This window comes from Aminobacter niigataensis, from assembly GCF_946995915.1.
Taxonomy (GTDB): Bacteria; Pseudomonadota; Alphaproteobacteria; order Rhizobiales; family Rhizobiaceae; genus Aminobacter; species Aminobacter niigataensis.
In genome coordinates, this window is record NZ_OX341517.1 from 1627677 (window position 1) to 1651959 (window position 24283).

Annotated in this window: 24 protein-coding genes; 13 read left to right on the forward strand and 11 right to left on the reverse strand. The window is 64.2% G+C overall.

Annotated features, from left to right (window positions below):
• Nucleotides 1-46 precede the first annotated feature (46 nt).
• Nucleotides 47-1045 carry a DUF2125 domain-containing protein gene (locus O1Y97_RS07915; RefSeq protein WP_318763663.1) on the reverse strand — a complete coding sequence of 333 codons (999 nt, stop codon included), beginning with the start codon at nt 1043-1045 and terminating at the stop codon, nt 47-49.
• A gap of 54 nt (nt 1046-1099) precedes the next feature.
• Between O1Y97_RS07915 and O1Y97_RS07920 the strand changes: the two genes are divergently transcribed.
• Together O1Y97_RS07920 and O1Y97_RS07925 are read left to right on the forward strand one after the other, a co-directional pair.
• Entirely contained in the window at nt 1100-1618 is a 519-nt protein-coding gene (locus O1Y97_RS07920) for a gamma-glutamylcyclotransferase (protein WP_318763664.1), read from the forward strand.
• Between the two features lie 71 nt (nt 1619-1689).
• On the forward strand, nt 1690-2745 hold the full coding sequence (locus O1Y97_RS07925; protein ID WP_318763665.1) for a bifunctional transcriptional activator/DNA repair enzyme AdaA: 1056 nt from the start codon (nt 1690-1692) through the stop codon (nt 2743-2745).
• On the opposite strand, the gene O1Y97_RS07930 is transcribed toward O1Y97_RS07925, so the two are convergent.
• The 4 genes from O1Y97_RS07930 to ftsE all read right to left on the reverse strand — a co-directional run bounded on the left by O1Y97_RS07930 (nt 2742) and on the right by ftsE (nt 6109).
• Nucleotides 2742-3530, reverse strand: coding sequence for a lysophospholipid acyltransferase family protein (locus O1Y97_RS07930; RefSeq protein WP_108606828.1), 789 nt, complete (start codon nt 3528-3530; stop codon nt 2742-2744). The genes O1Y97_RS07925 and O1Y97_RS07930 overlap by 4 nt on opposite strands.
• Before the next feature lie 107 nt (nt 3531-3637).
• The gene (locus tag O1Y97_RS07935) at nt 3638-4381 is read right to left on the reverse strand and encodes a YdcF family protein (RefSeq protein ID WP_404801256.1); all 744 of its coding nucleotides are present in this window, start codon (nt 4379-4381) and stop codon (nt 3638-3640) included.
• A 62-nt stretch (nt 4382-4443) separates the two neighbouring features.
• Nucleotides 4444-5457 carry a cell division protein FtsX gene (locus tag O1Y97_RS07940; protein ID WP_318763666.1) on the reverse strand — a complete coding sequence of 338 codons (1014 nt, stop codon included), beginning with the start codon at nt 5455-5457 and terminating at the stop codon, nt 4444-4446.
• On the reverse strand, nt 5450-6109 hold the full coding sequence (gene ftsE, locus O1Y97_RS07945) for a cell division ATP-binding protein FtsE (protein ID WP_055973192.1): 660 nt from the start codon (nt 6107-6109) through the stop codon (nt 5450-5452). The genes O1Y97_RS07940 and ftsE overlap by 8 nt, the downstream gene beginning before the upstream one ends.
• Nucleotides 6110-6306: 197 nt before the next feature.
• Here ftsE and O1Y97_RS07950 point away from each other — a divergent pair, with 197 nt between their 5' ends.
• The 3 genes from O1Y97_RS07950 (at nt 6307) to O1Y97_RS07960 (ending at nt 7968) form a co-directional block, all read left to right on the forward strand.
• Complete coding sequence (locus tag O1Y97_RS07950; protein ID WP_318763667.1) at nt 6307-6945, forward strand: hypothetical protein; 639 nt, start codon at nt 6307-6309, stop codon at nt 6943-6945.
• Nucleotides 6946-6954: 9 nt separating this feature from the next.
• The gene (gene hpt / locus O1Y97_RS07955; protein WP_183262468.1) at nt 6955-7497 is read left to right on the forward strand and encodes a hypoxanthine phosphoribosyltransferase; all 543 of its coding nucleotides are present in this window, start codon (nt 6955-6957) and stop codon (nt 7495-7497) included.
• 69 nt (nt 7498-7566) lie between these two features.
• Nucleotides 7567-7968 (forward strand): response regulator, encoded by a 402-nt coding sequence (locus O1Y97_RS07960; RefSeq protein WP_318763668.1) that lies wholly within the window; start codon nt 7567-7569, stop codon nt 7966-7968.
• Here the strand turns inward: O1Y97_RS07960 and O1Y97_RS07965 are convergent.
• Nucleotides 7935-8879, reverse strand: a complete 945-nt coding sequence (locus O1Y97_RS07965; protein ID WP_318763669.1) for a DMT family transporter — start codon at nt 8877-8879, stop codon at nt 7935-7937. The genes O1Y97_RS07960 and O1Y97_RS07965 overlap by 34 nt on opposite strands.
• Before the next feature lie 340 nt (nt 8880-9219).
• Between O1Y97_RS07965 and O1Y97_RS07970 the strand changes: the two genes are divergently transcribed.
• Together O1Y97_RS07970 and O1Y97_RS07975 are read left to right on the forward strand one after the other, a co-directional pair.
• The gene (locus O1Y97_RS07970) at nt 9220-10080 is read left to right on the forward strand and encodes a LysR substrate-binding domain-containing protein (protein WP_318763670.1); all 861 of its coding nucleotides are present in this window, start codon (nt 9220-9222) and stop codon (nt 10078-10080) included.
• Between the two features lie 96 nt (nt 10081-10176).
• Complete coding sequence (locus tag O1Y97_RS07975; RefSeq protein ID WP_108606834.1) at nt 10177-10803, forward strand: glutathione S-transferase family protein; 627 nt, start codon at nt 10177-10179, stop codon at nt 10801-10803.
• A 39-nt stretch (nt 10804-10842) separates the two neighbouring features.
• Here O1Y97_RS07975 and O1Y97_RS07980 read toward each other — a convergent pair whose 3' ends face one another.
• From O1Y97_RS07980 to argH, 4 genes are all read right to left on the reverse strand, one after another.
• Nucleotides 10843-13419 carry a TIGR02302 family protein gene (locus O1Y97_RS07980; RefSeq protein ID WP_318763671.1) on the reverse strand — a complete coding sequence of 859 codons (2577 nt, stop codon included), beginning with the start codon at nt 13417-13419 and terminating at the stop codon, nt 10843-10845.
• A 319-nt stretch (nt 13420-13738) separates the two neighbouring features.
• The gene (gene lysA / locus O1Y97_RS07985; RefSeq protein ID WP_318763672.1) at nt 13739-15007 is read right to left on the reverse strand and encodes a diaminopimelate decarboxylase; all 1269 of its coding nucleotides are present in this window, start codon (nt 15005-15007) and stop codon (nt 13739-13741) included.
• Between the two features lie 30 nt (nt 15008-15037).
• Entirely contained in the window at nt 15038-15244 is a 207-nt protein-coding gene (gene lptM, locus O1Y97_RS07990) for an LPS translocon maturation chaperone LptM (RefSeq protein ID WP_183262461.1), read from the reverse strand.
• Nucleotides 15245-15314: 70 nt separating this feature from the next.
• Entirely contained in the window at nt 15315-16715 is a 1401-nt protein-coding gene (gene argH, locus O1Y97_RS07995) for an argininosuccinate lyase (protein ID WP_318763673.1), read from the reverse strand.
• Between the two features lie 32 nt (nt 16716-16747).
• Between argH and tlpA the strand changes: the two genes are divergently transcribed.
• The 6 genes from tlpA (at nt 16748) to O1Y97_RS08025 (ending at nt 23313) form a co-directional block, all read left to right on the forward strand.
• A complete protein-coding gene (tlpA, locus tag O1Y97_RS08000; protein WP_318763674.1) occupies nt 16748-17443 on the forward strand; it encodes a thiol:disulfide interchange protein TlpA in 696 nt (231 codons plus the stop codon).
• Nucleotides 17444-17797: 354 nt separating this feature from the next.
• Nucleotides 17798-19108 (forward strand): sn-glycerol-3-phosphate ABC transporter substrate-binding protein UgpB, encoded by a 1311-nt coding sequence (gene ugpB, locus O1Y97_RS08005; RefSeq protein ID WP_108606840.1) that lies wholly within the window; start codon nt 17798-17800, stop codon nt 19106-19108.
• 168 nt (nt 19109-19276) lie between these two features.
• Entirely contained in the window at nt 19277-20161 is an 885-nt protein-coding gene (gene ugpA / locus O1Y97_RS08010; RefSeq protein WP_183262456.1) for a sn-glycerol-3-phosphate ABC transporter permease UgpA, read from the forward strand.
• A 177-nt stretch (nt 20162-20338) separates the two neighbouring features.
• Nucleotides 20339-21187 (forward strand): sn-glycerol-3-phosphate ABC transporter permease UgpE, encoded by an 849-nt coding sequence (ugpE, locus tag O1Y97_RS08015; protein ID WP_183262455.1) that lies wholly within the window; start codon nt 20339-20341, stop codon nt 21185-21187.
• Nucleotides 21187-22233 (forward strand): sn-glycerol-3-phosphate ABC transporter ATP-binding protein UgpC, encoded by a 1047-nt coding sequence (gene ugpC, locus O1Y97_RS08020; RefSeq protein ID WP_318763675.1) that lies wholly within the window; start codon nt 21187-21189, stop codon nt 22231-22233. Before ugpE ends, ugpC begins: the two co-directional genes overlap by 1 nt.
• Before the next feature lie 273 nt (nt 22234-22506).
• Nucleotides 22507-23313, forward strand: coding sequence for a GGDEF domain-containing protein (locus O1Y97_RS08025; protein WP_318763676.1), 807 nt, complete (start codon nt 22507-22509; stop codon nt 23311-23313).
• Between the two features lie 6 nt (nt 23314-23319).
• Here O1Y97_RS08025 and O1Y97_RS08030 read toward each other — a convergent pair whose 3' ends face one another.
• Nucleotides 23320-24201, reverse strand: a complete 882-nt coding sequence (locus O1Y97_RS08030) for a 3-hydroxybutyryl-CoA dehydrogenase (RefSeq protein ID WP_108606845.1) — start codon at nt 24199-24201, stop codon at nt 23320-23322.
• Nucleotides 24202-24283: the final 82 nt, after the last annotated feature.

A 24283-nucleotide genomic window follows, 5' to 3' on the forward strand; every position in this document is an offset into this window, starting at 1 on the left:
ATCTGCCGCACGGGCTGACATTGTCGCTATTCGCTATTCGCTCACCTCACTCCACCGCCGGCACCATGCCCAGCGGAATGAACCCCAGCGTCGCCTTGCCCTTGACGATCTTGAGCGGCAGGGTCGGTGCGTCGCCGAGAATTGCGAGGCCCGAGAAGGCGGTCTCGAACTGTTGGCGCTGTTCCGGCACGATCTCCGAAAGGATGCGCGACAGCTCGCGCGGGTTGCGGATCGTCACCTTGAGGTCGGCGTCCAACAGCCCGTCTTCAGCGATCGACCATGGCCCGCTGATCGCAGCACCCGCGTTGCCGCCGGTCGACAGCGTCATCGAACGGATCGTGCCTGCCTGGCCACGCAGGCTTCTCGCTTTGTCTGCAAGCAACTCCACGCCGTTCTTGAGCGAGGTGTCGGCGCTGCCGTCCAGCGGCGGCAGCTGACGTCCATGCGTTGCCTTGGGGTCGATCGCCAGGCCGGTGAAGGTGCCGGCAATGTCGATATCGGGGCCGTTCGGGCGCAGATGCAACTGGGTGTCCTCGGCGGTGAACAGCGGCATCGGCGTGCCGTCGCTGAAGGATGCCTGGCCGACGAGCTTGCGCGTCTCGACCGACAGCCGTTCGGGCAGCGGCTGGGCGATGCGAGCGCTGGCATGCAGCAGTTCCCAGTCGAACTGGAGTTGCGGCAGGTCCGGCGCCGTCAGGCGCAGCGGCCCGTCGATTTCGAGCACCGTGCGCATCGGCTGGTAGACCTGGGCCGCGGTGCGCAGGCTGCCGGCGCTCACCGAAACCCGCCGCGTCGCGTCCTCGAATTCCAGCCTGTCGCAGAACAGGCCGATCCGGAACGGGAAGCCCTTGATCTCAGGCTTGGCGCAGGTGGCGGATACGCCGTCGCGGTTGACTTCGGCGATACGCTGGACCACTTCCTGCTGCGCCCGCCCGGCAAACCAGAACCAGCCGGCGCTGTAGCCGCCGAACAGCACGATGATGAACAGCGCCAGCCACAGGAAGCGGCGGCTTGAGTTCGGTTTCCGGTCCTGGCTTGACGTCATGCTAAGGCTCTCGCTAACGCGGTTCGACCGCGAACCACCAACAGGCTTGGCGATATGGGCGATTTTTGGGTTTTTGGCTATGGCTCGCTGATGTGGCGTCCGGGTTTCGCCCATGTCGAAACGCGCCGCGCCCGGTTGATGGGCTTTCGCCGCGCGCTGTGCATCCGGTCCTGGGTGCATCGCGGCACCGAGCAACGGCCCGGGCTGGTACTCGGCCTCGACCGCGGCGGCTCCTGCGTCGGCCTCGCCTTTCGCGTGCCTGGAGATCTGCGCGACGAAGTGCTTGCCTATCTGCGCGACCGGGAACTCGTCACCAGCGTCTATCTCGAGCGCCGGCTATCGATCCAGCTCGACCGGGGCGAAAAGGTGGAGGCGGTCTGCTATATCGCCGACCGCAAGCATTCCCAATATGCCGGCAATCTCGATGCCGCTCATGCCGCCGAGATCGTCACCGGGGCGGTCGGACAGTCCGGCCGCAACGAGGACTACGTCGCAAGCACGGTCGAGCACCTCAAGGCGCTCGGCATCCGCGATCACTGGCTGGAAGAGGTGGCGCATCTCGTCGGCAAATGACCTGTCAGCAGCGAAAAATGCGCGCCCGATTTTCGGCGCACCAGGAAGAGGACTCGCGCTAAGCATTGGCCATGCTTTTCCAACGCCCCAGCGATGATACGCTCTACGTAGTCCTGATCGCGCGCGATCAGGGCTACGACGGCTTTGCCTATGTCGGGGTGCGCACGACGGGCATCTTCTGCCGGCTGACTTGTGCTGCCCGCAAGCCCAAGCGCGAGAACGTGCAGTTCTTTGATACCACGGCCCAATGCCTGCATGCCGGCTTCCGGCCGTGCCAGCGTTGCCGGCCGATGATGGGCACGGGTGCTCCCGAACCAGTCGTGTCGACCCTGCTCGACGCGCTCGAACGCGAACCGGAGCGGCGCTGGCTCGAAACCGACATCATTGCGATGGGCTTCGATGCCTCGACCGTGCGCCGCGCCTTCAAGCGCCGCTTCGGCATGAGCTTTCTCGAGATGGCGCGGCTGCGCCGGCTCGGGCAGGCGGCGGAGCGGTTGGCCTCGGGCGACAGCGTCATCGATGCGCAGCTTGATGCCAGCTTCGATTCCGGCAGCGGCTTTCGCGCGGCGGTGACCCGACTCCTCGGCGAGGCACCGGCCAGGCTGCGCGGCAAGATCATGCTCAAGGCCGACTGGATCGAAACGCCCATCGGTCCGTTGATCGCCATCGCCGACCGGCACGCCCTGCACATTCTCGAGTTCCTCGAACGCAAGGCCCTGGCATCGGAGGTGCGCAAGCTGCAGGCTGCCACCGGCTCGGCCATCGCCTTTGGGCGGGCCACACCGATCGACCAAATCGAGGCAGAGTTGGGCGCCTATTTTGCCGGCAAATCTGCCAATTTCACCACCCGGCTGGCGCCGCAGGGCACCGCTTTCGAGCGTCAGGTCTGGGATGGTCTACGGCGCATTCCGGCGGGTACATCGGTGACCTATTCCGGTCTTGCCGCTGAGATCGGCAATCCGGCCGCCGTGCGCGCGGTCGGGCGCGCCAACGGCGCCAATCCGATCGCCGTGGTCATTCCCTGCCATCGCGTGGTCGGCGCCAGCGGCGACCTGACCGGCTATGGCGGCGGCCTCTGGCGCAAGCGCTGGCTGCTCGAGCACGAGCGACGGATGACCCAGGGCTAGCCGACTTCGATACCCAGTTCCCTGAGCCGCTTCACCGCCGTGGGCGGCATAGGCGGCGGGTTGTCGGACCTGGCGGCCTCGATCAGGAATTGGTCGCAGGCGGCTTCGGTTTCAGCGACCAGTCGCGACATGAATTCTTCGCGGCTCAGCCCGGCAGGGATAGGCGGCAGGAAGCGCGCCTTGATGGTGCCGGGAAAGCGCAGGAACTTGCGGCGCGGCCAGTAAAGGCCGGCGACATGGGCAACCGGCACCACCGGCATGTTGAGTGCCGCATAAAGCTCGGCGATGCCCCATTTGTAGGCCGGTTCGTCGCCCGGTGCGCGGCGCGTGCCCTCTGGATAGATGATCAGCTGGCGGTCGTGCTGCATCTCCTTGCGGGTCGCCACGACCACCGCCTTCAGCGCCGCCGAGCGCTTGCCGCGGTTAACCGGGATCATCTTCATCTTGGCGATGTACCAGCCGAAGAACGGGATCCACATCAGCTCGCGCTTGAGGATGTAGAGCGGGTCGCGCAGGTAGGGGAAGAAGGCGATGGCGTCCCAGAACGACTGGTGCTTTGGCGCCAGGATGAACGAGCCTTCCGGCAGGTTCTCCATGCCTGATATCTCGCTCTTCGTGCCCGCGATCTTTTCCTGCAGCCACAGGCTCGTGCGCGCCCAGAACTTCGGCACGAACCAGGCGCGATGGCGCGGCGACAGGAAGTAGTAGGGCGTCCACAGGATCATCTGGACGACCAGGCTGACATAGAAGACGAAGTTGAATGCCAGCGAGCGGATTTGGAGCATTGTCGGGGAACGCCTGAGGACGGAAGTTGCCGTTGGTTACACCAAGCTGCCGAAAAAGGAAAACGGCGCGTCGCGCCGTTTACGTCGATAAAGCTGAGAATGAAAAGCTAGTCGGCCGCCTGGGCCTGGACGACAAGCACGCCGTCGGCCGTCGGCTTGACTGGCACGATGCCGCGGGCAAGGGCCAGCAGGTACTTGTTGTATTCGGTGAACAGGACGCGGAACGCTTCGGGCTTGGTCAGCCAGCGGCCTTCGTCCAGCTTGGAATTGACGACGGGATAGGGCTCCAGGCTGGCGTTGCGCAGCAGCCGTCCCATTTCCAGCAGGCTGCGCGGCATGTGGTAGTTGTTGGTGACGAGGATGACGCGCTCGTAGTCGTGGCTGACGACCCACTTGGCGCTTTCCTCGGCATTGCCGATGGTGTCGAGCGCGGCGCGATCGATGTCGACCCGGTTGAACAGCGACTTGTCGCTGCCGGTGGCCAGTTGCAGCTGATGGCGCGTCGCAGAGGGGTGGACGCCGCTGATCAGCAGGCGCTCGCCCTTGCCGGCCTTGAGCAGGTCAAGTGCCGCGTCGAGCCGCGACTGCCCGCCGGTCAGGACGATGATGGCGTCGGCCTTGTCGGGGTTCGCAGGCGTGCTCATGCCGCTGACATGGACGGCAAAGAAGCCGAATCCGCCGGTGAAGATGACGGCGAACGTCACAAGGATGAACAGAATGCGGCGCAAAAAGATTGTTCTCCGGCGCGGCGAGCGCCCGGCCGGGTAGAATCTCGTTCCTGAAACCGTCCCCGATGCAGCGAGCGCGTTCTGTCCCATCACGAAGCCATGGTTAAGCAGGGAATGCGGCATTTACAGAGCCCCATTATGCACATTGCGTGACGTTTTGACATGATCCGTGATAGCGGCATGGTCTACATCCCGTCCGGCTGGTGCAGATCCATGTCGCCGAGGTAGCGAACCACGGTGAAATGCGACGTGGCGGCGGTCAGCCCGCCGATGACGGCGACGATGACCGCGACCCCGAGATAGCCGTTGGCACCAATGGCGAAGTTGCCGAACAGTGCCGTCGCCTGGTCGGCTTCCGGCGTCGCCAGGTTGCGCGACGACCACCAGGAAAAGATGATGAACACGATGACCGCGGCAGCGCCGCCGGCGGCCGCGCCCTTCATGCCGGTCAGCAGGAAGTGGCGGCGGAATTCGCTGGCGATGAAGCGCGCCTCGGCGCCGACGAAATGCAGCACCTCAATGATGTGACCGTTGCCGGCCATGGCGCCGCGCGTGGCAAACACCACCGACAGCACGGTCGCTGCCAGCATCAATACCAGCACGCCGATGCCGATCGTGACAGTGGTGCGCGCCATCGCCACCAGCCGGTCGACCCAGGTGCGATGGTCGTCGAGCGAGGCTGTCGGCACCTTCGGCGTGATGGCGGCGCGCATGGCGCCGAAGTCCGGCGGGCTGGTTTCGTCGATGGTGACGATGATCAGCCGCGGCACCGGCAGTTCGTCGATGTTGAGCCCCGAACCGAGCCATGGTTCGAGCAGGCGGGCGGTGGCCTCGCGGTCGACGATCCTGGTCGAAACCACGCCGGCAAATTCACCGGCGATGCGGGCGGCAGTCTCAAGCGCTGCATCCATGTCGAGCCCGTCGACAGGCTTGATCTGGATCGTGGCCTCGCGCGAAATCTGGTTCTCCCACACCGAGGCGGTATCGCGCACCAGCGTCACCGCGCCCAGCGTCAGGCACGACAGGAACGTCATGATGGCGATGACCAGCACCAGCGCCCGGCCGGCGACGTTCTGAGACGGCACGATGGGTGCCGTCTTGCGCTGCAGGCGCGGTGCCGGCTGTTGCATCGGCGCATCTTCGAATTCGTCCTCGAATTCCTCGTCGTGGTCGCGGGTGTCGGCGGGGGCTTCAGTCATAGATGTCGAGCTTTCCGCCGGCGAGAATCATGCGCCGGGCGTCGACCTGGTCCATCAGGCCGAGATCGTGGGTGGCAATGACCACTGCGGTGCCGAGCCGGTTGAGTTCGATGAACAGCCTGAGCAGGCGTCGCGCCAGCGGCGGATCGACATTGCCGGTCGGCTCGTCGGCCAGCAGGATCTCCGGCTGCTCGATCAGTGCGCGGGCAATCGCGGCACGCTGCTTTTCGCCGCCCGAAAGCACTGGCGGCAGCACATGCATGCGTTCGCCCAGGCCGACCCATTTCAGCAGTTCGATGACGTCGGTGCGGTAGCTCGCCTCCTCGCGTCCGCGCACGCGCAGCGGCAACGCCACGTTCTCGTAGGTGGTCATGTGGTCGAGCAGCCGAAAATCCTGGAACACCACTCCGATGCGTCGGCGCATCAACGGCAACTCGGCGCGCGAAATGCGGGTGCGATCCTTGCCGAAAACGCTGATCAGCCCGCGCGTCGGCTTGAGCGACAGGAACAGCAGGCGGAGCAGGGTGGTCTTGCCCGCGCCGGAAGGCCCGCTCAAAAACTGGAACGAGCGCTCGGGAATGTGGAAGGAGACATCGCGCAGGATCTCCGGTCCCATTCCGTATCTGAGGCCGACATTCTCGAATCGGATCACGTGCTGCAGACCTTGGGTTTATCGATCCCGATGATTTTTCTCGGGACCCCGGTCGCCCGTTTCTATGAAACGACCTTGGGTCCGCATGGTTAACGGACGGTTAAGTTTCCGTCCGGGGTGGGGCTCGAAAGCACCTCGGTGGCGAAGCATTAACCATTTCCGTTTACCCCCTCTCGGCAAAATGTCTAAGGGGTCTGATGGCTGAGCAGCGGAAAGCACGCCCGGTTTCCGGCGAAATCATGGCCGCCGACGCCCGCGACACATTCGCCCAGCCGATAGCTGTGGATTCGGCAGACATCGTCGACGCCGATTTCGAGGTCATTGAACCTTCCCATACCCGCAACGAATCAGCTGACGACCCGCCGGCCTTCCCCGGCTCGGCGGCTTCGGCCGGCGGAATGGAGATGCTGCGGGCGACAAGAGCACGTCGGGAACCAAGTCCCGTTCGTGGTGGTCCGATCTTCTGGCTCGCCGGCATCTCGTTGGCGGCAATGGCATTCTGGGTGTCCGGCGGCCATGCGGTCGTGCGTGCGGCGGCGTTTCCGCTGGCCTGGCAGGCCTCTTCCTTGCGCATTGCCGAGGTCACGTCGCGGGTCGACAGCTCCGGCCGCAGGCCGGTGCTGCTCGTCGACGGGACTGCGTACAACGATGGCAAGGCGGCTACGCCATTGCCACCGATCGACATTGCCGTTGCGGCAAACGACGGCAAGATCCTGCGCTACAGGCTGGGGAAAGGCGCCGATCCGGTGGCGCCAGGCGCAAGATGGGCCTTTTCGAGCCGGCTCGAGGTGCCTATGAACGGGATAAAGACCGTCACGGTCGCTTTCTCGGAATAGGATGAAGTCATGCCAGTTGTGCGCGACAAGGAAATCGAAGTGCTGTTCTCCGCTTCGGCGATTGCGCGGCGCAATCTCGAACTCGCCAAGGATATCGCGGCGCACGACTACACCGACCTGCTGGTCATCTCGGTGCTCAAGGGCTCGTTCATTTTCGCCGCCGACCTGATCCGCGCCATGCACGATGTCGGCCTGTCGCCGGAAGTCGAGTTCATCTTCATCTCGAGCTACGGCGCCGGCACGACCAGCGGCGAGGTCCGCGTGCTGCGCGACATCGACAACGAGGTCAAAGGCCGCGACGTGCTGCTGATCGACGATATCCTCGAATCGGGCAAGACGCTGAAGTTCACCCGCGAGCTGATGATGTCGCGCGGCGCCAAGAGCTGCTCGATCGCCGTGCTGCTCGACAAGCGCATGCGCCGCAAGACCGACCTTGATGCCGATTATGTCGGTTTCGACTGCCCGGATTATTTCGTCGTCGGCTACGGCATGGATGTCGCGCACGCATTCCGCGAACTGCCTTTCGTCGGGGTGGTCAAGGGCGAGGCCTGATCCCAAGACGGGGCACAAATCTCGCCGGCCTTCAGAAATCGTCAACCTGTCGCGGCAAATATCGCCGCCATGGCAAAGCTTCTGATCGTTGAGGACGACGAGTCCGTCCGTACCCTCGCTGCCCGCGCGCTCGAACGCGCCGGCCATATTGTCGATGTCGCCTGCGACGGTGCGCAGGGGCTCGACTGCATCCATGCCGAAAAGGGCGTCTACGACCTTGTTGTCTCCGACATCCGCATGCCGGAGATGGACGGCATCGAGATGGCGCAGCTGGCGGCACGCTCCTTCCCGGGGCTGCCGATCCTTTTGATGACAGGCTACGCCGACCAGCGTGAACGCGCCGAGGAGCTCGACGCGTTCATCATCGATGTCGTGCAGAAGCCGTTCACGCTTGCCGACATTCGCGACCGGGTGTCGCTGGCATTGGCAAGGACGGGTCAGTCGGCCGCGGCATTCGCTGGCGCGGCCTGAGGCGACCGGCCGCCGACATTCAGCGCGAAGATGCCGGCGCCGACGATCAACAGGGCGCCGATGACGGTTCCGCTGTCCGGGATCTCAGTGAAGAACAGGAATCCCCACAGGGGCGCCCATAGCAGGCCGGTATATTCGAACGTCGCCGCCTTGTTGGCGGGCGTAAGCCGGTAGGCCTGGCCCAGAAGGATCATGCCGACCGCGGCAATGACGCCGCAGGCTCCCATCATCAGGAAATTGCGCAGGCTCGGCCAGACCCAGGGACGCATCAGGAAGTCGAGGCTGGGGTGCCCCGTGTGGGTGAAGCCGGTTGCCGAGAACGTGGCGCCGATCGCGACCGCGCCGACGAGATAGGCGGCGTTCTGGTAGAAGGCCATGGTGGTAGCACTTTCGGTGACCCCGATCTTGCGCGCCATCAGTTGCGAGAAGCCGTAGAGGAAGGCCGAGACCAGCGACAGCAGCGCGGCCCATTCGAAAATTCCGGCACCCGGATTGACCATCACGATGACGCCGAGCAGGCCGACAGCGCCGGCAACGAGGCTCTGCCACGGCACCCGTTCGCCGAGATAGGGGCCTGCCATCGTCATGATCAGCAGCGGTGCCAGGAAAAACAGTGCCGCGGCATCGGCGATCGGCAGGGCGGGGATCGCCAGGTAGTAGGCGCAGTAGGAGATGAACAGGATCGACGAGCGTGTCGCCAGGAAGCGCCAGTTCGGTGACGCCAGCGCGCCCAGGCCAACATCACGATGTACGAGAAAAAGCAGGATCGGCAGGGCCACGACGGCGCGGATCAGCAGCGCTTGGCTGACCGGATAGGTGCCGGCCACGGCCTTGATCAGCGCATCCTGGATCGAAAACACCAGCACGCCCAGGCACAGGCACAGGATGCCGAGAAGCGTTCTGTTCTGCATGGTCTCCGTCGGCCTGTCGCATGAGATCGTCGGACAGTTCTACAGCGAGACGCGGCGGATAGAGAGCGCTTGTCGCAGCCGGCTGTTGGTCCAGCGGTCTACAGCTTTGCGCGTCCCATCGGACGCGCAAAGGACGTCGCAGCATTTTGAATCGGGCAAAAAAATACCCGCCGTGAAAACCGCGGCGGGTGAAAGTGAGGACGGTACTTACCAGTCCGTAGCCGCATCTAACGGCCACCTTCCAATGGGTAGGCGGACTATCCATTGGCGTTTGACACGATGCAAACGAATTGGAATGATGGCAGTCATTAGAATTCCTTATGACTGGTGGTGAAATGCCATGACCGTTCGCCTCGACAGCGACCTCTTGCGTACGTTCCTGGCGGTAGCGGACAGCGGCAATTTTACCCGCGCGGCGGAAGCCGTCGGGCGCACCCAGTCGGCGATCAGCATGCAGATCAAGCGGCTCGAGGAGGTCGTCGGCGACGTCCTGTTCGAACGCGGCGCGCGCGGCGTGACGCTGACGCAGCGAGGCGGCGATCTTGTCGACAATGCCCGCCGCATCATCGCATTGCTCGACGAGACGGCCTCGTCGATGCGGTCGGCGCCGCTCGGCGGCCCGGTCCGCATCGGGCTGCCGGAGGAGTATGGGCAGCCCGTCCTGTCGCGTGCGCTGGGAGCATTCGCCAAGCGCCACGCCCAGGTGGAAGTGACGGTCCGGTTCGGCTATTCGGTCTCCCAACTGGCGGCTCTTGCGGCTGGAGAGCTTGATCTGGCGGTGGTTTTCGAATGGCAGGCGCCTACGGGCGTCGAGGTGCTGATGCATGACCCGACTGTCTGGGTCACCTCGAATCATCATGACCTGCATCGGGAACGGCCCTTGCCGGTCGCCATCTACACCCGCGAGGGCTGGTGTCGCGAATTGGCACTCCGCTCGCTCGAACAGCGCGGCATCGACTACCGATTCGCCTATACCAGCGACACCACGAACGGGCTGACCCTTGCCGTCACTGCCGGCCTGGGCGTGGCGCCGATCGCGCGCAGCAATATCCCGGCCGACTGCCGGGAGTTGACGGAAGCCGAAGGCTTCGGCCCGATCGATACGACAAGGGTCGTGCTGCATCGTAACCCGCGCGCCATCAGCGAAGCTGTCGACGCCATGGCGGATGCCATCCGCGACGCTTTCCATCAGCGGCGCTGATCTCGGGTCGGATGGAGGGCTCCTGCCATCCATCCTGACAAAGGGCTGTCAGGAGGGCAGTGCTATGGTGGTGCCATCTGAAGCGAGGAGGAAGCCATGATCATTTTCTACCATGCTCCGTGGTCGCGCGCGTCGAACATGCTGTGGCTGCTCGAGGAACTTGGCGCGCCCTACCAGATCGAGAAGGTCGATATCCGCGCGCCTGGCGGGGTGCCTGAGGAATACCGGTCGATCCAGCCCAACAAGAAGGTCCCGGCGATCGTCCATGACGGCGTCGTGGTCACAGAGCGGGCGGCGATCTGCACCTATCTCTGCGACGCCTTTCCCGAAGCGGGTCTCGCGCCCGCTATCGGCGACAAGATGCGCGCAGCGTACCTGACCTGGCTTGTCTATGCGGATGGGGTGTTCGACCCGGTCCTGGCGGCCAAGGCGCATGGCCACGAGTTCATGGGCAGCGGCTATTCCTACGGTTCGTTCAGCGAAATGATCGCCAATCTGGAACGCACGCTGTCGTCGCGGCCCTACATCGCCGGTGACCGCTTCACCGCGGCCGACACCCAGATCGGCGGCGGCATCAACTTTGGCACCCAGGTGCTGAAGGTCCTGCCCGAGAAGCCGGTGTTCAAGGAATATCTCGACAGGCTGACCGCCCGGCCGGCCTTCCAGCGAGCCAGCCAGAAGGACTTCGCCATGGCGCGCGAAGCGGGGATGGTTCCAGGCTGAAGATCCCCGATCTGATGCAGCCGGCCAAGCGGAGGCCGGCTACTTCAACTCGAGCAGCCGTTCGAGATAGCTGCGCTCCAGCTCGGGGCTGAGCGCGTTGCCGAGCCGCTTGCGGATGGCGTCGAGGATCTGGCGCGCGCGCTGGACGTCGATCTCGTCGGGCACCTTCACCGAATCGCCGAAATCGGGGCCGGTGGTGGCGCGCGGACGGCCCAGCGGGTCGCGGTCGGCGTTCTGCTGGCGGCCGCCTTCCTCGCTGCCGCCCTGGTCGCCCTGCATGGCCTGCATCTGCTGCATCATGTCCTGCGCGCCCTTGCGCAGGGCTTCCAGCGCGCGACCCTGGTGGCCGACGGCGCGGTCGCCTTCGCCCTTGCCGAGTGCACCCTCGGCCTGGTTCATCGATTCGCCGGCATCGCCGAAACCTTCGCCCGGCTTGATGCCCATGCCTTCCAGGCCCTTCATCAGCGCTTCGAGGTCCTTCTCCAACTGGCCCTGGCCCTGTTGCAACTGCTTGAGCGCGTCGGCAAATTCCTGCGGCGTCATCGGCCGGCCCTGCTGGCCTTCGCCTTGCTGGCCCTGTTGCTGCTGCTGGCCGGGCTCGCCATTCTCGCCGAACGGGTCGTCCTGCTGCTGCTGGCCACGCTGCATCTGGTCCATGCGGAACGTCTCGTTCATCATCTCCTGCTGGCGCCGCATGATCTCGCCGAGCTTGTCCATCTGCTGGCGCATCTCGGAGTTCTGCTGGCCCTGCTGGCCTTGCTGGCGCCGGCCTGCCTGCAGGTTGTTCATCATGTCCTGCAACTGCGACAGCAACTCGCGGGCCTGGTCGCGGTTGCCCGACTTGGCCAGGTTCTCGATCTGGTCGAGCATGCGCTGCAGGTCGCTCTGGCGCAGCTCCTGACCCGGCGCCTGGTTCTGCGCGGTTTGATTCTGCTGGTTGCGTTCGGCAAACTCGCGCAGGAAATCGTTCATGGCTTCGCGCAGCTCGGCCATCAGCTTGTCGATCTCCTCGTCGCTGGCGCCACGCTCCAGCGCATCCTGTAAGGCCTGCTGGGCTTGGCGCAGGCGTTTCTCCGCCGCCGACAGGTCACCCTCCTCGATGCCGAGCGCGACCTGCCAGAGATAGGTCACGACCTCGCGCAGCTGGTCGTCGGAGCCGGCCATCTTCAGCCGCGCACGCGCGCTCATGAGGGCGAGATAGTGCGAGAGGTTGTCGATCGTGTCTTCGGGCCTCAGCGTGATGGCGTCCATCAGCTCGAGCACGCGCGGCTTGGCGTTGGCGTCGAGGGCCAGCAGCCGGCGCTGCTCGATCACCGCCCGGGCAAGCGGGTTGGTGAAGGGCTTTTCGGGCAGGATGATCGTCTTGGTTTCGCTTTTCGCTTCCTGGCCGGCGTCGTCGACGGCGTGCAGCGTGAGCCTGACGGAGGCGCCGGCCCAGACATGCTCGGTCAGGTCGCGCGTTGCCTTCACAGGCTTCTTCGCGGCGCCGCGGCGCGGCAGCGAAAGAGGCATTTCAGGCGCACCGTAGAGCGGGCGGGCATCCGGCGCCTGGTCCTCGGCAAGGGCGAAATCGGCCTTGGCCGAAGCGGCGCCGTAGTCGTCTTCGATGTTGTAGGTCAGTTCCAGCGTGCCGTTGACGGCGCGCTTGGGCTCGCCGACGAAGCTGATCTTCGGCGGATTGTCCGGGACCACGGTGAAGGCCCAGCTGTCCAGTTCGTCGTCGCCGGACTTCAGCGTAAGCCGGCCCTCGGCGGTCAGCTTGTCGGCAAACTGCCGCACGGCGGCAACCGGGCCTGTCATTGCCGGCTTGGCCGGATCGGCTTTGGCTCCGCTCGGCGCAATGTCACGGACCTCGCCTTTGGCATTGGTGTAGGCAAGCGTTTCCTCGCCGCTGCCGCCGGTCACCCGCAACGACAGTTCGCTGCCTTCCGGCACGCTGATGACGGGGACGTCCTTGCTGGCGTCGGCGGTCAGGAAGATCGGTGCCTTGCCGGTGTAGGTCGGCGGCGTCACCCAGGCGTCGATGCGCGGCGGAACGGCGTCGCGCGCCGCATGCGCCCGGAAGGCGTCGCCCAGCCGGCCGCCCATCGGGCCGAACGAGAAGGCGAAGGCACAGACCAGCAGCAGTGCCGCCGCCGCCCGCAGCGCCCAGGGGTCGCGCTCCGGCACGTTGGTGCGCGGCATGTCGCCGCCAAGGGTGCCCAGCCGCTCGGCCATGCGCTTTTGGTGCTCGCGCCACAGGGCGTCGGCAAACCCGTCCGCCTTGCCCGATGGCCGGTCGGTCTGGACCTGCACCGGCGCGTGCAGCAGCTGGTTGGCGCGTTCGAGGCGGCTGTCGATCTCGGACCAGGAAGGGAAGCGGAAAAACCGCAGAGGATAGAGCGACGCGAGCCCGGCGATGGCGAAGGCCACGATCAGCGCCAGTCGCGCCATGTCGGGCAACAGGCGGAACAGGCCGAGCCATGACAGGCTGAGGAACAGGCTGGCTGTGACGAGCAGCGGCAGCACCAGCGGCCAGCCACGCTCGACGATCATGGCCGCGCCTATGGCCAGGCGTGTCCTGCCCAGTCTGGCGGCGATGTCTCGATGCAGAGCTGATCTGGTCGGTTCCGTCATCGGCCCTTCCGCTTGGGCGGCGCGGGATGCGGCCACCTGCCTATGGCAGAATACCATCAATCACGGCGAAGGCGAGGCGACCAACGCAATCGTGAAATAGCCACCCAGGTTTATCTTCGCTGATTGTTGATCGAGTTAGTGCGGTTGCTCGATCGTGCGTCCTTCGACAAGCTCAGGATGAGGACCGTTGGTGCTGGTGGCGCTCACGTTGAAAGAGTTCGATCTGAACGGTTCGACGATACATCGCTGGCGCTGACCATCCTCATCCTGAGCTTGTCGAAGGACGCACGGCCGACCGACCGCACCAGATACGACGCTCCTACGCCAGCCAGTCCGGTACAGAATCGAGGCCGATCAGTTCGTCATAGGTCTGGCGCTTGCGGATGACGTGGAAGCGGTCGCCGTCGACCAGAACTTCCGGCACCAAGGGACGGGTGTTGTAGGTGCCCGCCTGGACCGCGCCATAGGCACCGGCGGTGCTGACCGCGATCAGGTCGCCCGACCTGAGCCTTGGCAGGTCGCGGTCAAGGCCGAGGAAATCGCCGGTCTCGCAGACCGGCCCGACGATGTCGACAGTCATGCGCGGCGCATCGGCCTTGGCCTGCACCACCGGGCGGATGTCGTGATAGGCGTCGTAAAGCGTCGGCCGGATCAGGTCGTTCATCGCGGCGTCGACGATGAGGAAGTTCTTGGCGTCGCCTTCCTTCACGAAGATCACTTCGGACACCAGGATGCCGGCATTGCCGACGATCAGGCGGCCCGGTTCGAACATCACCTTGAGGCCGAGCTTGCCGACATGCTTGTGCACGATCTGGGCATAGGCGTCGGGCAGCGGCGGCGGCGAGTTGTCGGTCTTGTAAGGAATGCCCAGCCCGCCGCCGAGATCGACATGGTCGATGGCATGGCCGTCGGCGCGCAGCGTCGCGACCAGCTCGACCAGCAGCGCAAAGGCGTCGTCGAAGGGCTGCAGCTCGGTGATCTGGCTGCCGATATGCATGTCGATGCCGGTCACCTTGAGACCGGGCAGGGCGGCCGCGCGGGCATACACCTCACGTGCGTGCTGCCTTGGAATGCCGAACTTGTTTTCGGCGAGACCTGTCGAGATCTTCTTGTGCGTCTTGGCGTCGACATTGGGGTTGATGCGCAGCGACACCGGTGCAATCTTGCCGTTGGCCACTGCGCGTGCGGACAGAAGCTCGAGTTCCGGCTTGGATTCGACGTTGAAGCACAGGATGCCGGCCTGCAGCGCGAAATCCATCTCGCGGGCGGTCTTGCCGACGCCGGAAAACAGGATCTTGTTCGCCGGAATGCCCGCGGCCAGTGCACGCCGCATCTCGCCTTCCGACACCACGTCGGCGCCGGCGCCGAGCCGGGCCAGCGTCTTCAGCACCGCCTGGTTGGAATTCGCTTTCATGGCGTAGCAGACCAGCGAGTCGAGGTCGGCAAAGGCCTTGGAGAAGACGTTGAAATGTCGCGTCAGCGTCGCCGTGGAATAGCAATAGAACGGCGTGCCGACGCTCCGCGCGATGTCGGTTAGCGCCACGTCTTCGGCGTGGAGGACGCCGTCACGATAGTCGAAATGGTTCACGGCAACTGCTTTCGAAAGGTGGAACGCGGCTCAGAGCAGCGGGTCGAGGATGAAAGGCTTGTCCTCGACCGGTTTCTGCGGCGTGGCGGTCGCTGGCTGGCCGGCCTTTGCAGCATCTTTTTGCGCCTGCACGGCTGCATCGTAAGGGGTGTCGAGGTCGCCCTTGCGGCCGCAGGCCGAAACCATGCCGACCGCCGCGATCAGCCCAAGCGTCACCAAAATCCTGCCAGCGGTCATGACCCATCCATCCGAGAAAAATTCCCCGCCGCTTGTAGCGGAGATTTTTGCTCATTGCACCCCGGATCGATCAAGCTTTCGTCAAGCGTTTCTTCCAGTAGCGGATCTGTTTCTTCACCTCTGCGGGTGCCGTGCCGCCGAAGGAGGTTCGGCTCTTCACCGAGTTCTGCACCGACAGCACCGAGAAGATGTCGTCGGTGATGCCGTCGTGGATCGACTTGAGGTCGTCCAGCGTGAGCTTTTCCAGCCCGACCTTCTTGCTTTCGGCCAGTGCCACGGCTCGGCCGGTGACGTGGTGCGCCTCGCGGAAGGGCAGGCCGATCTCGCGCACCAGCCAGTCGGCGAGGTCGGTCGCCGTCGAATAGCCCGAGCCGGCGGCGCGCTTCATTGCCTGGTCGTTGATGGTCATGTCGCCGACCATGCCGGTCATCGCGGCGAGCATCAGGTCGAGCGTCTCGGCGGCGTCGAACACCGCTTCCTTGTCTTCCTGCATGTCCTTGGAATAGGTCAGCGGCAGGCCCTTCATCACAGTCAGAAGACCGATCAGGTGGCCGTTGACGCGGCCGGTCTTGGCACGCACCAGTTCGGCGGCGTCAGGGTTCTTCTTCTGCGGCATGATCGACGAGCCGGTCGAATAGCTGTCGGACAGGCGCACGAAGCCAAATTGCGGCGTCGACCAGATGACGATCTCTTCGGCAAGCCGCGACATATGCGTGGCGCAGATCGCGGCGATCGACAGAAACTCGAGCGCGTAGTCGCGGTCCGAGACGCTGTCGAGCGAGTTGCGGGTCGGCTCGCGGAAGCCGAGCGCTGCGGCGGTCTTGAAACGGTCGATCGGGAAACCGGTGCCAGCGAGAGCGGCGGCACCCAGCGGGCTCTCGTCCATGCGCTGAACCGCGTCGCGGACGCGGCTGAGGTCACGCGCGAACATCTCGACATAGGCCATGCAGTGATGGCCGAAGGTCACCGGCTGCGCCGTCTGGAGATGGGTGAAGCCGGGCATGACGGTTCCTGCGTGCTGCTCGGCGCGTTCGAGGAAGGCCGCGATCAGCCCCTTCAGCGCCTCGACGATGCGGTGGAATTCATCCTTGACCCAGAGGCGGAAGTCGACCGCTACCTGGTCGTTGCGCGAGCGGGCGGTGTGCAGGCGCCCGGCGGCCGGACCGATCAGCTCGGCCAGGCGCGACTCAATGTTCATGTGGATGTCTTCGAGCCGGGTCGAGAAGGTGAACTTGCCGTCTTCGATTTCTCGCAGGATCGTGTTCAGCCCGTGAGCGATTTTCTGTTGATCTGCGACGGAAATAATGCCCGTTTCCGCCAGCATCTCGGAGTGGGCGACGGAACCTCGGATGTCTTGGGCGTAGAGCTTCTTGTCGAAGCCTATGGAGGCGTTGATCGCCTCCATGATCGCGGCCGGGCCCGAGGCAAAACGTCCGCCCCACATCTGGTTGCTGGCCTTCTTGTCGCTCATCGTGATACCGGGCTCCGGAGAAAATTGATTAGATGTCGGACCGCAGAAAAATGATCCCCGCGCCACGCCATATCGTCCTAGCCGCCGTTGCAGGCGTGATCGCCGGCGCGGTCGCGGTATATGTCAGCAGCACCCTTCCTGGCAACAACGCCTCTACGCCTCAGCTCGCCACTGATACGAGCGCGGACGCAAGCGCCGAGGACAAGGTTTGTGCCGCCAAGGCAGACATCGCCAAGGCGGTCGAGGCCGCAGCCACCGGCCAGGTGGCGGCAATGATGCCGGCCGATCCGCCGCAGTCGCTGAAGAAGCTCGCCTTCAACGACCCCGAGGGCAAGCCGATGACGGTGGCCGATCATGGGGGCCGCACGTTGCTGATCAATCTCTGGGCGACATGGTGCGCGCCCTGCCGCGCCGAAATGCCGGCGCTCGATGCGCTGGAGCGCGAGATGGGCAGCGAGAATTTCGAGGTCGTGGCGGTCAACGTCGACACCGGCGACGACACCAAGCCAAAGAAGTTCCTCGACGAGATCGGCATCACCTCGCTCGGCTACTACAGAGACAACACGCTTGCCGTCTTCAATGACCTCAAGAAGCGCGGCCTGGCGCTGGGCCTGCCGGTGACGCTCTTGGTCGACGGCGAAGGCTGCCTGCTTGCCAACATGAACGGCCCGGCCGAATGGGCCAGCCCCGACGCCAAGAAGCTCATCGAGGCGGCGCTGGCCAAATAAGCCCGGCGTTTCCACACGCAGTTGTTTTGCCGGCTGCAATTCCAGATTGCAAAGCGAAGGCGAAGCCTTTCGCGCCATTCGTACGCGAAAGGCTTTTTCGTTGTCTGACGGCGTTGGCCGTGCCTTTCGTTAGCCGGCGTTGCCGGTAATTCAGATGCGCCTAATTGTCGGCAATTCGGTTTCGTTTTCAAACAATCCGAAAATTCATTGCCAGGTTGCAACGCAAGTGAAAATGAAGTGCGCCAAATGCGCCCTTCATACGATCAATACAAAACTGTTGTAGCGCTGTCATAATCCGACAATACTGCTCCCCGCGGAACTAAACATTTCGCCAACCAGAACGGGAGCGAGACAATGAAGACCCTAGGCTTCGCGGCCGGTGTTGCCGCCACCATGACGCTGTTGTCCAGCACCTCCGCCTTCGCCGTCACCGAGATTTCATGGTGGCACGCCATGACCGGCGCGAACAACGAGGTCGTCGACCAGCTTTCCAAGGAATTCAACGAGAGCCAGAGCGAATACAAGGTCGTTCCGGTCTTCAAGGGCACCTATCCCGAGACGCTTAACGCCGGCATCGCCGCGTTCCGCGCCAAGCAGCCGCCGACGATCATGCAGGTCTTCGATGCCGGCACGGGCACGATGATGGGTGCCGAAGGCGCCATCAAGCCGGTCGCCGAAATCCTGTCGATGGGCGGCCAGGCCTTCGACAAGAGCCAGTACCTGCCGGGCATCGTCGCCTATTATTCCAAGCCCGACGGCACCATGTTGTCGTTCCCGTACAACTCGTCCTCGCCGATCCTCTACTACAACAAGGACATCTTCCAGAAAGCCGGCCTCGACGTCGACAACCCGCCCAAGACCTGGGGCGAGGTCTGGGACGCCGCCAAAAAGATCAAGTCGAGCGGTGCTGCACCTTGCGGCTTCACCTCGACCTGGCTGACCTGGATCCACACCGAGAATTTCGCCGCCTGGAACAACCTGTCCTACGGCACCAATGAAAACGGCATCGGCGGCACCGACGTCGAGCTCAAGATTAACGCTCCGGCCTTCGTCAAGCACTTCCAGGAGCTCGCCGATCTCGCCAAGGACGGCACGTTCAAATATGGCGGCCGCACCTCCGAGGCCAAGCAGATCTTCCTCGCAGGCGAATGCGGCATCTTCACCGAGTCCTCCGGTGGTCTTGGCGACATCGTCAAATCGGGCATGAACTACGGCACCGGCCAGTTGCCCTACGAAGCCGATGCTGCGGGCGCGCCGCAGAACACCATCCCCGGCGGCGCATCGCTGTGGGTCTTCGCCGGCCTGCCGGAAGAGCAATACAAGGGCGTCGGCGCCTTCTTCAACTTCCTGTCGCAGACGCCGATCCAGGCGCGGCTGCACCAGGTCTCGGGCTACCTGCCGGTCACGCTCGCGGCCTACGAGGAAACCAAGAAGTCGGGCTTCTACGACAAGAACCCGGCCCGCGAGATTCCGATCAAGCAGATGATGGGCAAGGCGCCGACCGAAAACTCGAAGGGCGTCCGCCTCGTCAACCTGCCGCAGGTCCGCGACATCCAGAACGAAGAGTACGAGAAGATGCTCGCCGGTCAGCAGACCGCCCAGCAGGCACTCGACAACATCGTTGCGCGCGGCAACAAGGCGATCCAGGAAGCGATCGGAAATTAAGCCGGACGTCAGGCCCAGAATGCCCCTCACCCTTACCCTCTCCCCGTGAAAAACGGGGAGAGGGGGCATCCACGTTCCCGCTTGTCCCTTCTCCCTGTCTTTCACGGGGAGAAGGGACAAGCGGATGAGGGGCGGCATTGACGTTCGACGTTCGTCACGAGGCTCTCATTGTCCCCACGCGTCGTCTTTCCCAACAAGATCCTGCCCTACCTTCTGGTCGCCCCCCAGCTGGCGATCACGCTGGTCTTCTTCTACTGGCCGGCCAGCCAGGCGCTGCGCCAGTCGATGCTCCGGGAAGACCCGTTCGGCCTGTCGTCGAAATTCGTCTGGTTCGCCAATTTCAAGAAGGTCCTGTCGGACCCCAACTATCTCAACTCGATCCAGGTCACGGCGGTGTTTTCGATCGCCACCGCAGCCGTCGCCATGGGCACGGCTTTGCTGCTCGCCGTCATGGCCGAAAAGGTCATCCGCGGCCGCGGCGTCTATCGCACGCTGATGATCTGGCCCTATGCGGTCGCGCCGGCGATTGCCGGCATGCTGTGGCTGTTCCTGTTCAACCCGTCGATCGGCTCGCTCGCCTATGGCCTGCGCTGGCTCGGCATCAACTGGGACCCTCTGCTCGACGGCGAGCAGGCGATGGTGCTGGTCGTCGCCGCCGCCTCGTGGAAGCAGATCAGCTACAATTTCCTGTTCTTCGTCGCCGGCCTCCAGGCGATCCCGAAGACCTTGATCGAGGCGGCAGCCATTGATGGCGCCAAACCGTTCAAGCGCTTCTGGACGATCGTCTTTCCGCTGCTTGCGCCGACCACCTTCTTTCTGCTGGTCGTCAACACCGTCTACGCCTTCTTCGACACCTTCGGCATCATCCACGCCGTCACCGGCGGCGGGCCGGGCAAGGCCACCGAGACGCTGGTCTACAAGGTCTACAACGACGGCTTCGTCAATCTCATCCTCGGCGACTCTGCGGCCCAGTCGGTGATCCTGATGGTCATCGTGATTGCGCTCACCGCCGTCCAGTTCCGCTATGTCGAGAAGAAGGTGCATTATGGGTAGTGATTGCGCTCCTGCCCTTCTCCCCTTGCGGGAGAAGGTGGATCGGCGCGGAGCGCCGAGACGGATAAGGGGTGTTGGCAGGATCGCCGGCGTCTCATTCCGTCCAGCACCCCTCATCCGACCTCGCTTCGCTCGGCCACCTTCTCCCGCAAGGGGAGAAGGGCAGGAGCTGCGCCCATGATCGACAATTCCCCCATCCGCACGTTCATCGCCCACCTGGTGCTGGTGCTCGGCATCCTGATCGTGGCGTTCCCGATCTACTACACCTTCGTCGCCTCGACGCATTCGCTGCAGACGATCCTGCGCCCGCCGCTGCCGCTCCTGCCCGGCGATCGTTTCGTAGAGAACTATTCCGAGGCGCTGTTCGGCGGGGTGGGGCGCATCGGCGGGGTCAGCGTGGCGACACTGCTGTTCAACACCACTGTCGTCGCGCTCGGCATCGCCATCGGCAAGATTATCATTTCTCTGCTGTCGGCCTATGCCATCGTGTTCTTCCGCTTCCCGCTCAGGATGACGTTCTTCTGGCTGATCTTCATCACGCTGATGCTGCCGGTCGAGGTGCGCATCCTGCCGACCTACAAGGTGATGGTCGATTTCGGCCTGATCGACACCTATACCGGGTTGATCGTGCCGCTGATCGCGTCGGCGACGGCGACGCTTTTGTTCCGCCAGTTCTTCCTCACCATCCCGGGCGAGCTGGTCGAGGCCGCGCGCGTCGATGGCGCCGGGCCGTGGCGCTTCTTCTGGGATATCCTCCTGCCACTGTCGCGCACCAATATCGCGGCGCTGTTCGTCATCCTCTTCATCTATGGCTGGACGCAATATCTCTGGCCGCTGCTCGTCACCAACCGCAACGACATGAATACCATCGTCATTGCGCTCAGGAAGATGATCTCGTTCGCCGATGCCGACACCGAATGGCATCTGGTCATGGTCACTTCCATGCTGGCCATCGTGCCGCCCATCCTGGTCGTGGTGCTGATGCAGCGCTGGTTCGTCCGCGGCCTCGTCGATACGGAGAAATAATGGCAACCGTCGATCTCAAGAACGTCAAGAAGGTCTACCCGGGCGGGGTCGAGGCGGTGAAGGGCGTTTCCATCGCCATTCCCGACAAGGAACTGTGCGTGCTCGTCGGGCCGTCCGGCTGCGGCAAGTCGACCTTGCTCAGGATGATCGCCGGCCTGGAGACGATCTCGGCCGGAACCTGCTCGATCGACGGCAAGGTGGTCAACGCCATCGGCCCGACCGAGCGCGACATCGCCATGGTGTTCCAGAACTATGCGCTCTACCCGCATATGAAGGTCTACGACAACATGGCCTACGGTCTGCGCAACCGCGGCATGCCGAAGGACGAGATCGACAAGCGCGTCCGTACCACTGCCGAGACCCTGGAGCTCGCCCATCTGCTCGAGCGGCGCCCGCGCGAACTGTCGGGCGGCCAGCGCCAGCGCGTCGCCATGGGCCGCGCCATCGTGCGCAGCCCCAAGGTCTTCCTGTTCGACGAGCCGCTGTCCAACCTCGACGCCAAGCTGCGTGGCCAGATGCGCGTCGAGATCAAGAGCCTGCAGCGCAAGCTCGGCGTCACCTCGGTCTACGTCACCCACGACCAGCTTGAGGCCATGACGCTGGCCGACGTGCTGGTCGTGATGAATGCCGGCCTCGTCGAACAGCTCGGCGCGCCGCTCGACATCTACGAAAAGCCCGCCTCGACATTCGTCGCCTCCTTCATCGGCGCGCCGCCAATGAACCTCCTGCCGCTGCGCAGTGGCCAGCTCGAAGGCGCGGTGTCGCTGCCGGCGATTCCCGCCAATGCTGCGACGATCGGCTTCAGGCCGGAGGATTGCGAAGTCGGTGCGGATGGCGCCGCGTCGGAAGGCGGGCTTCGGCTCATGGCCCGCGTCCTGGGCGTCGAGCCGGTCGGTGCGGAGAGTTTTCTCTACTGCGAGGCCGCCGGCGGGCGGATCGTCGTTCGCGTGCCCGGCCGCACTGCCGTGGCCGTCGGCGACCAGTTGCCGATACTCGCGCGGCGCGAGAAGGTGCATTTCTTCGGCAGCGACGGCAAACGAGTCTGATGCTTTGCGCTTGCGCGGGCCAGCAGTGTGGTCGTGTCGTCTTGCGTCCTTCGACAGGCTCAGGGTGAGGGAGGCTTGCGCTGACGTTCGCCTGAGATATCTGCGCGGAGATTGCCGGCGGCACCAACGGTCATCATCCTGAGCCTGTCGAAGGACGCAACCCAACAACCGCAACCAACAACCGCAACCGATCGCCACATCGCTTGCATTTGAGTGCCGGCGATAACCTGTTGTTCATGCCGCTCGACCGAAGATCGGTGCAGGATCAAGGAGGTGGCGGCATTGCGGGCATCGTGGAAGAAGCTGTCGTGGAGCGCGTGGCTGCAACTGGCCGGCTGGACGGTGTTCGGAACGCTTGGCTGCGTCGCGTTTTCGCTCGCTGTTACCTTCGTGCTTTTCCAAAATGCCGGCGCCGAGGTCTTCGACCTGGTGCTGATCGAGGCGACCGTGGTTCCGATCCTGCTGGCGGCGCCGCTGTTCTTCTACCTGACGCTGAAATTGCGCGAACTGGCGATCGTCAACCACAAGCTCGTCGTCGCTGCATCGACCGATGCCCTGACCGCCTGCCTCAACCGGGGTGCATTCTCCAGCCGCGTCAACGACGTGCTGGCGCGCGAGATCGCACGTCGCAACCAGCGCACCATGGGCGCGCTGCTGGTCATCGATGCCGACCACTTCAAGACGATCAACGACAGTTTCGGCCATGCCGAGGGCGATGTGGCGCTGCGCGTCATCGTCGCCGCGATCCAGCCTTGCCTGCGCTCGGACGACATGCTCGGCCGCCTCGGTGGCGAGGAGTTCGCGGTCTTTCTGCCGGGAGCGTCGCCGGTCAATGCCGCCGACATCGCTGAGCGCATCCGCCGTTCGGTGGCGGAGGCTCCGTTCCAGCCTGCCGGCCGGCTCCATCGGCTGACGGTCAGCGTCGGCGGGGCGGTGTTCAACAGCCCGGTCGGCTTCGAGGAGCTTTTCCGCGTCGCCGACCTGCATCTCTACGAAGCCAAGGGCGCGGGGCGCAATCGCGTCGAGCTTGCGCCGATGCCGCCGGACCTGACGCCCGGCTGGCTTGCGCCCTTGAACTGAAGGCGATCAGCGCGTCGGAACGGGGTGCTCGCCGCGGTAATCGTAGAAGCCGCGCCCGGTCTTGCGGCCGAGCCAGCCGGCTTCGACATATTTCACCAGCAGCGGGCAGGGGCGGTATTTCGAGTCCGACAGGCCGTCATGCAGCACCTGCATGATCGACAGGCAGGTGTCGAGGCCGATGAAGTCGGCCAGCTGCAGCGGGCCCATCGGATGGTTGGCGCCAAGCTTCATGGCGGTGTCGATGGCTTCGACGGTACCGACGCCCTCATAGAGCGTGTAGATCGCCTCGTTGATCATCGGCAGAAGGATGCGGTTGACGATGAAGGCGGGAAAATCTTCCGACACCGTCACCGTCTTGTCGAGGTGGCGGACATAGTCCTTGGCGGCCTCGAAGGTCTTGTCTTCGGTGGCGATGCCGCGCACCAGCTCGACCAGCTTCATCACCGGAACCGGGTTCATGAAGTGGATGCCGATGAAGCGCTCCGGACGGTCGGTCTGGGCGGCCAGGCGGGTGATCGAGATCGAGGAGGTGTTGGTGGCGAGGATCGCCTCGGGGTTCAGCTGCGGACAGAGCTGCGCATAGATCTTGCGCTTGATCGTCTCGTCCTCGGTCGCCGCCTCGATGACAAGGTCGGCGCTGGCGAGGTCGGCCATGGCAGGCGCCGAGCCGATGCGGGCCATGGCGTCCTTGCGGGCCTGGTCCTCGAGCTTGCCCGACGCGACCTGGCGCGCCAGGTTGCCGTTGATGGTGGCGATGCCCTTTTCGATGCGTTCCGGAGAAATATCGTAGAGCAACACGCTGTAGCCGGCCAGCGCGGAGACATGTGCGATACCGCCGCCCATCTGGCCAGCGCCGACAATGCCGATCGTCTCGATCTTACCCGTCATCACACCTATCCCGTCGCAGGCTTTTTAGTTTTGTGCAATGCAAACTAAATGGCCGGGGTAGCATCGTCTACCCCGGCCATCA

Coding starts and splice junctions, on each gene's coding strand:
- O1Y97_RS07915 (WP_318763663.1), bottom strand. CDS start 1,045: ATGACGTCAAGCCAGGACCGGAAACCGAACTCAAGCCGCCGCTTCCTG.
- O1Y97_RS07920 (WP_318763664.1), top strand. CDS start 1,100: ATGGGCGATTTTTGGGTTTTTGGCTATGGCTCGCTGATGTGGCGTCCG.
- O1Y97_RS07925 (WP_318763665.1), top strand. CDS start 1,690: ATGCTTTTCCAACGCCCCAGCGATGATACGCTCTACGTAGTCCTGATC.
- O1Y97_RS07930 (WP_108606828.1), bottom strand. CDS start 3,530: ATGCTCCAAATCCGCTCGCTGGCATTCAACTTCGTCTTCTATGTCAGC.
- O1Y97_RS07935 (WP_404801256.1), bottom strand. CDS start 4,381: ATGCCGCATTCCCTGCTTAACCATGGCTTCGTGATGGGACAGAACGCG.
- O1Y97_RS07940 (WP_318763666.1), bottom strand. CDS start 5,457: ATGACTGAAGCCCCCGCCGACACCCGCGACCACGACGAGGAATTCGAG.
- O1Y97_RS07950 (WP_318763667.1), top strand. CDS start 6,307: ATGGCTGAGCAGCGGAAAGCACGCCCGGTTTCCGGCGAAATCATGGCC.
- hpt (WP_183262468.1), top strand. CDS start 6,955: ATGCCAGTTGTGCGCGACAAGGAAATCGAAGTGCTGTTCTCCGCTTCG.
- O1Y97_RS07960 (WP_318763668.1), top strand. CDS start 7,567: ATGGCAAAGCTTCTGATCGTTGAGGACGACGAGTCCGTCCGTACCCTC.
- O1Y97_RS07965 (WP_318763669.1), bottom strand. CDS start 8,879: ATGCAGAACAGAACGCTTCTCGGCATCCTGTGCCTGTGCCTGGGCGTG.
- O1Y97_RS07970 (WP_318763670.1), top strand. CDS start 9,220: ATGACCGTTCGCCTCGACAGCGACCTCTTGCGTACGTTCCTGGCGGTA.
- O1Y97_RS07975 (WP_108606834.1), top strand. CDS start 10,177: ATGATCATTTTCTACCATGCTCCGTGGTCGCGCGCGTCGAACATGCTG.
- O1Y97_RS07980 (WP_318763671.1), bottom strand. CDS start 13,419: ATGACGGAACCGACCAGATCAGCTCTGCATCGAGACATCGCCGCCAGA.
- lptM (WP_183262461.1), bottom strand. CDS start 15,244: ATGACCGCTGGCAGGATTTTGGTGACGCTTGGGCTGATCGCGGCGGTC.
- argH (WP_318763673.1), bottom strand. CDS start 16,715: ATGAGCGACAAGAAGGCCAGCAACCAGATGTGGGGCGGACGTTTTGCC.
- tlpA (WP_318763674.1), top strand. CDS start 16,748: ATGTCGGACCGCAGAAAAATGATCCCCGCGCCACGCCATATCGTCCTA.
- ugpB (WP_108606840.1), top strand. CDS start 17,798: ATGAAGACCCTAGGCTTCGCGGCCGGTGTTGCCGCCACCATGACGCTG.
- ugpE (WP_183262455.1), top strand. CDS start 20,339: ATGATCGACAATTCCCCCATCCGCACGTTCATCGCCCACCTGGTGCTG.
- ugpC (WP_318763675.1), top strand. CDS start 21,187: ATGGCAACCGTCGATCTCAAGAACGTCAAGAAGGTCTACCCGGGCGGG.
- O1Y97_RS08030 (WP_108606845.1), bottom strand. CDS start 24,201: ATGACGGGTAAGATCGAGACGATCGGCATTGTCGGCGCTGGCCAGATG.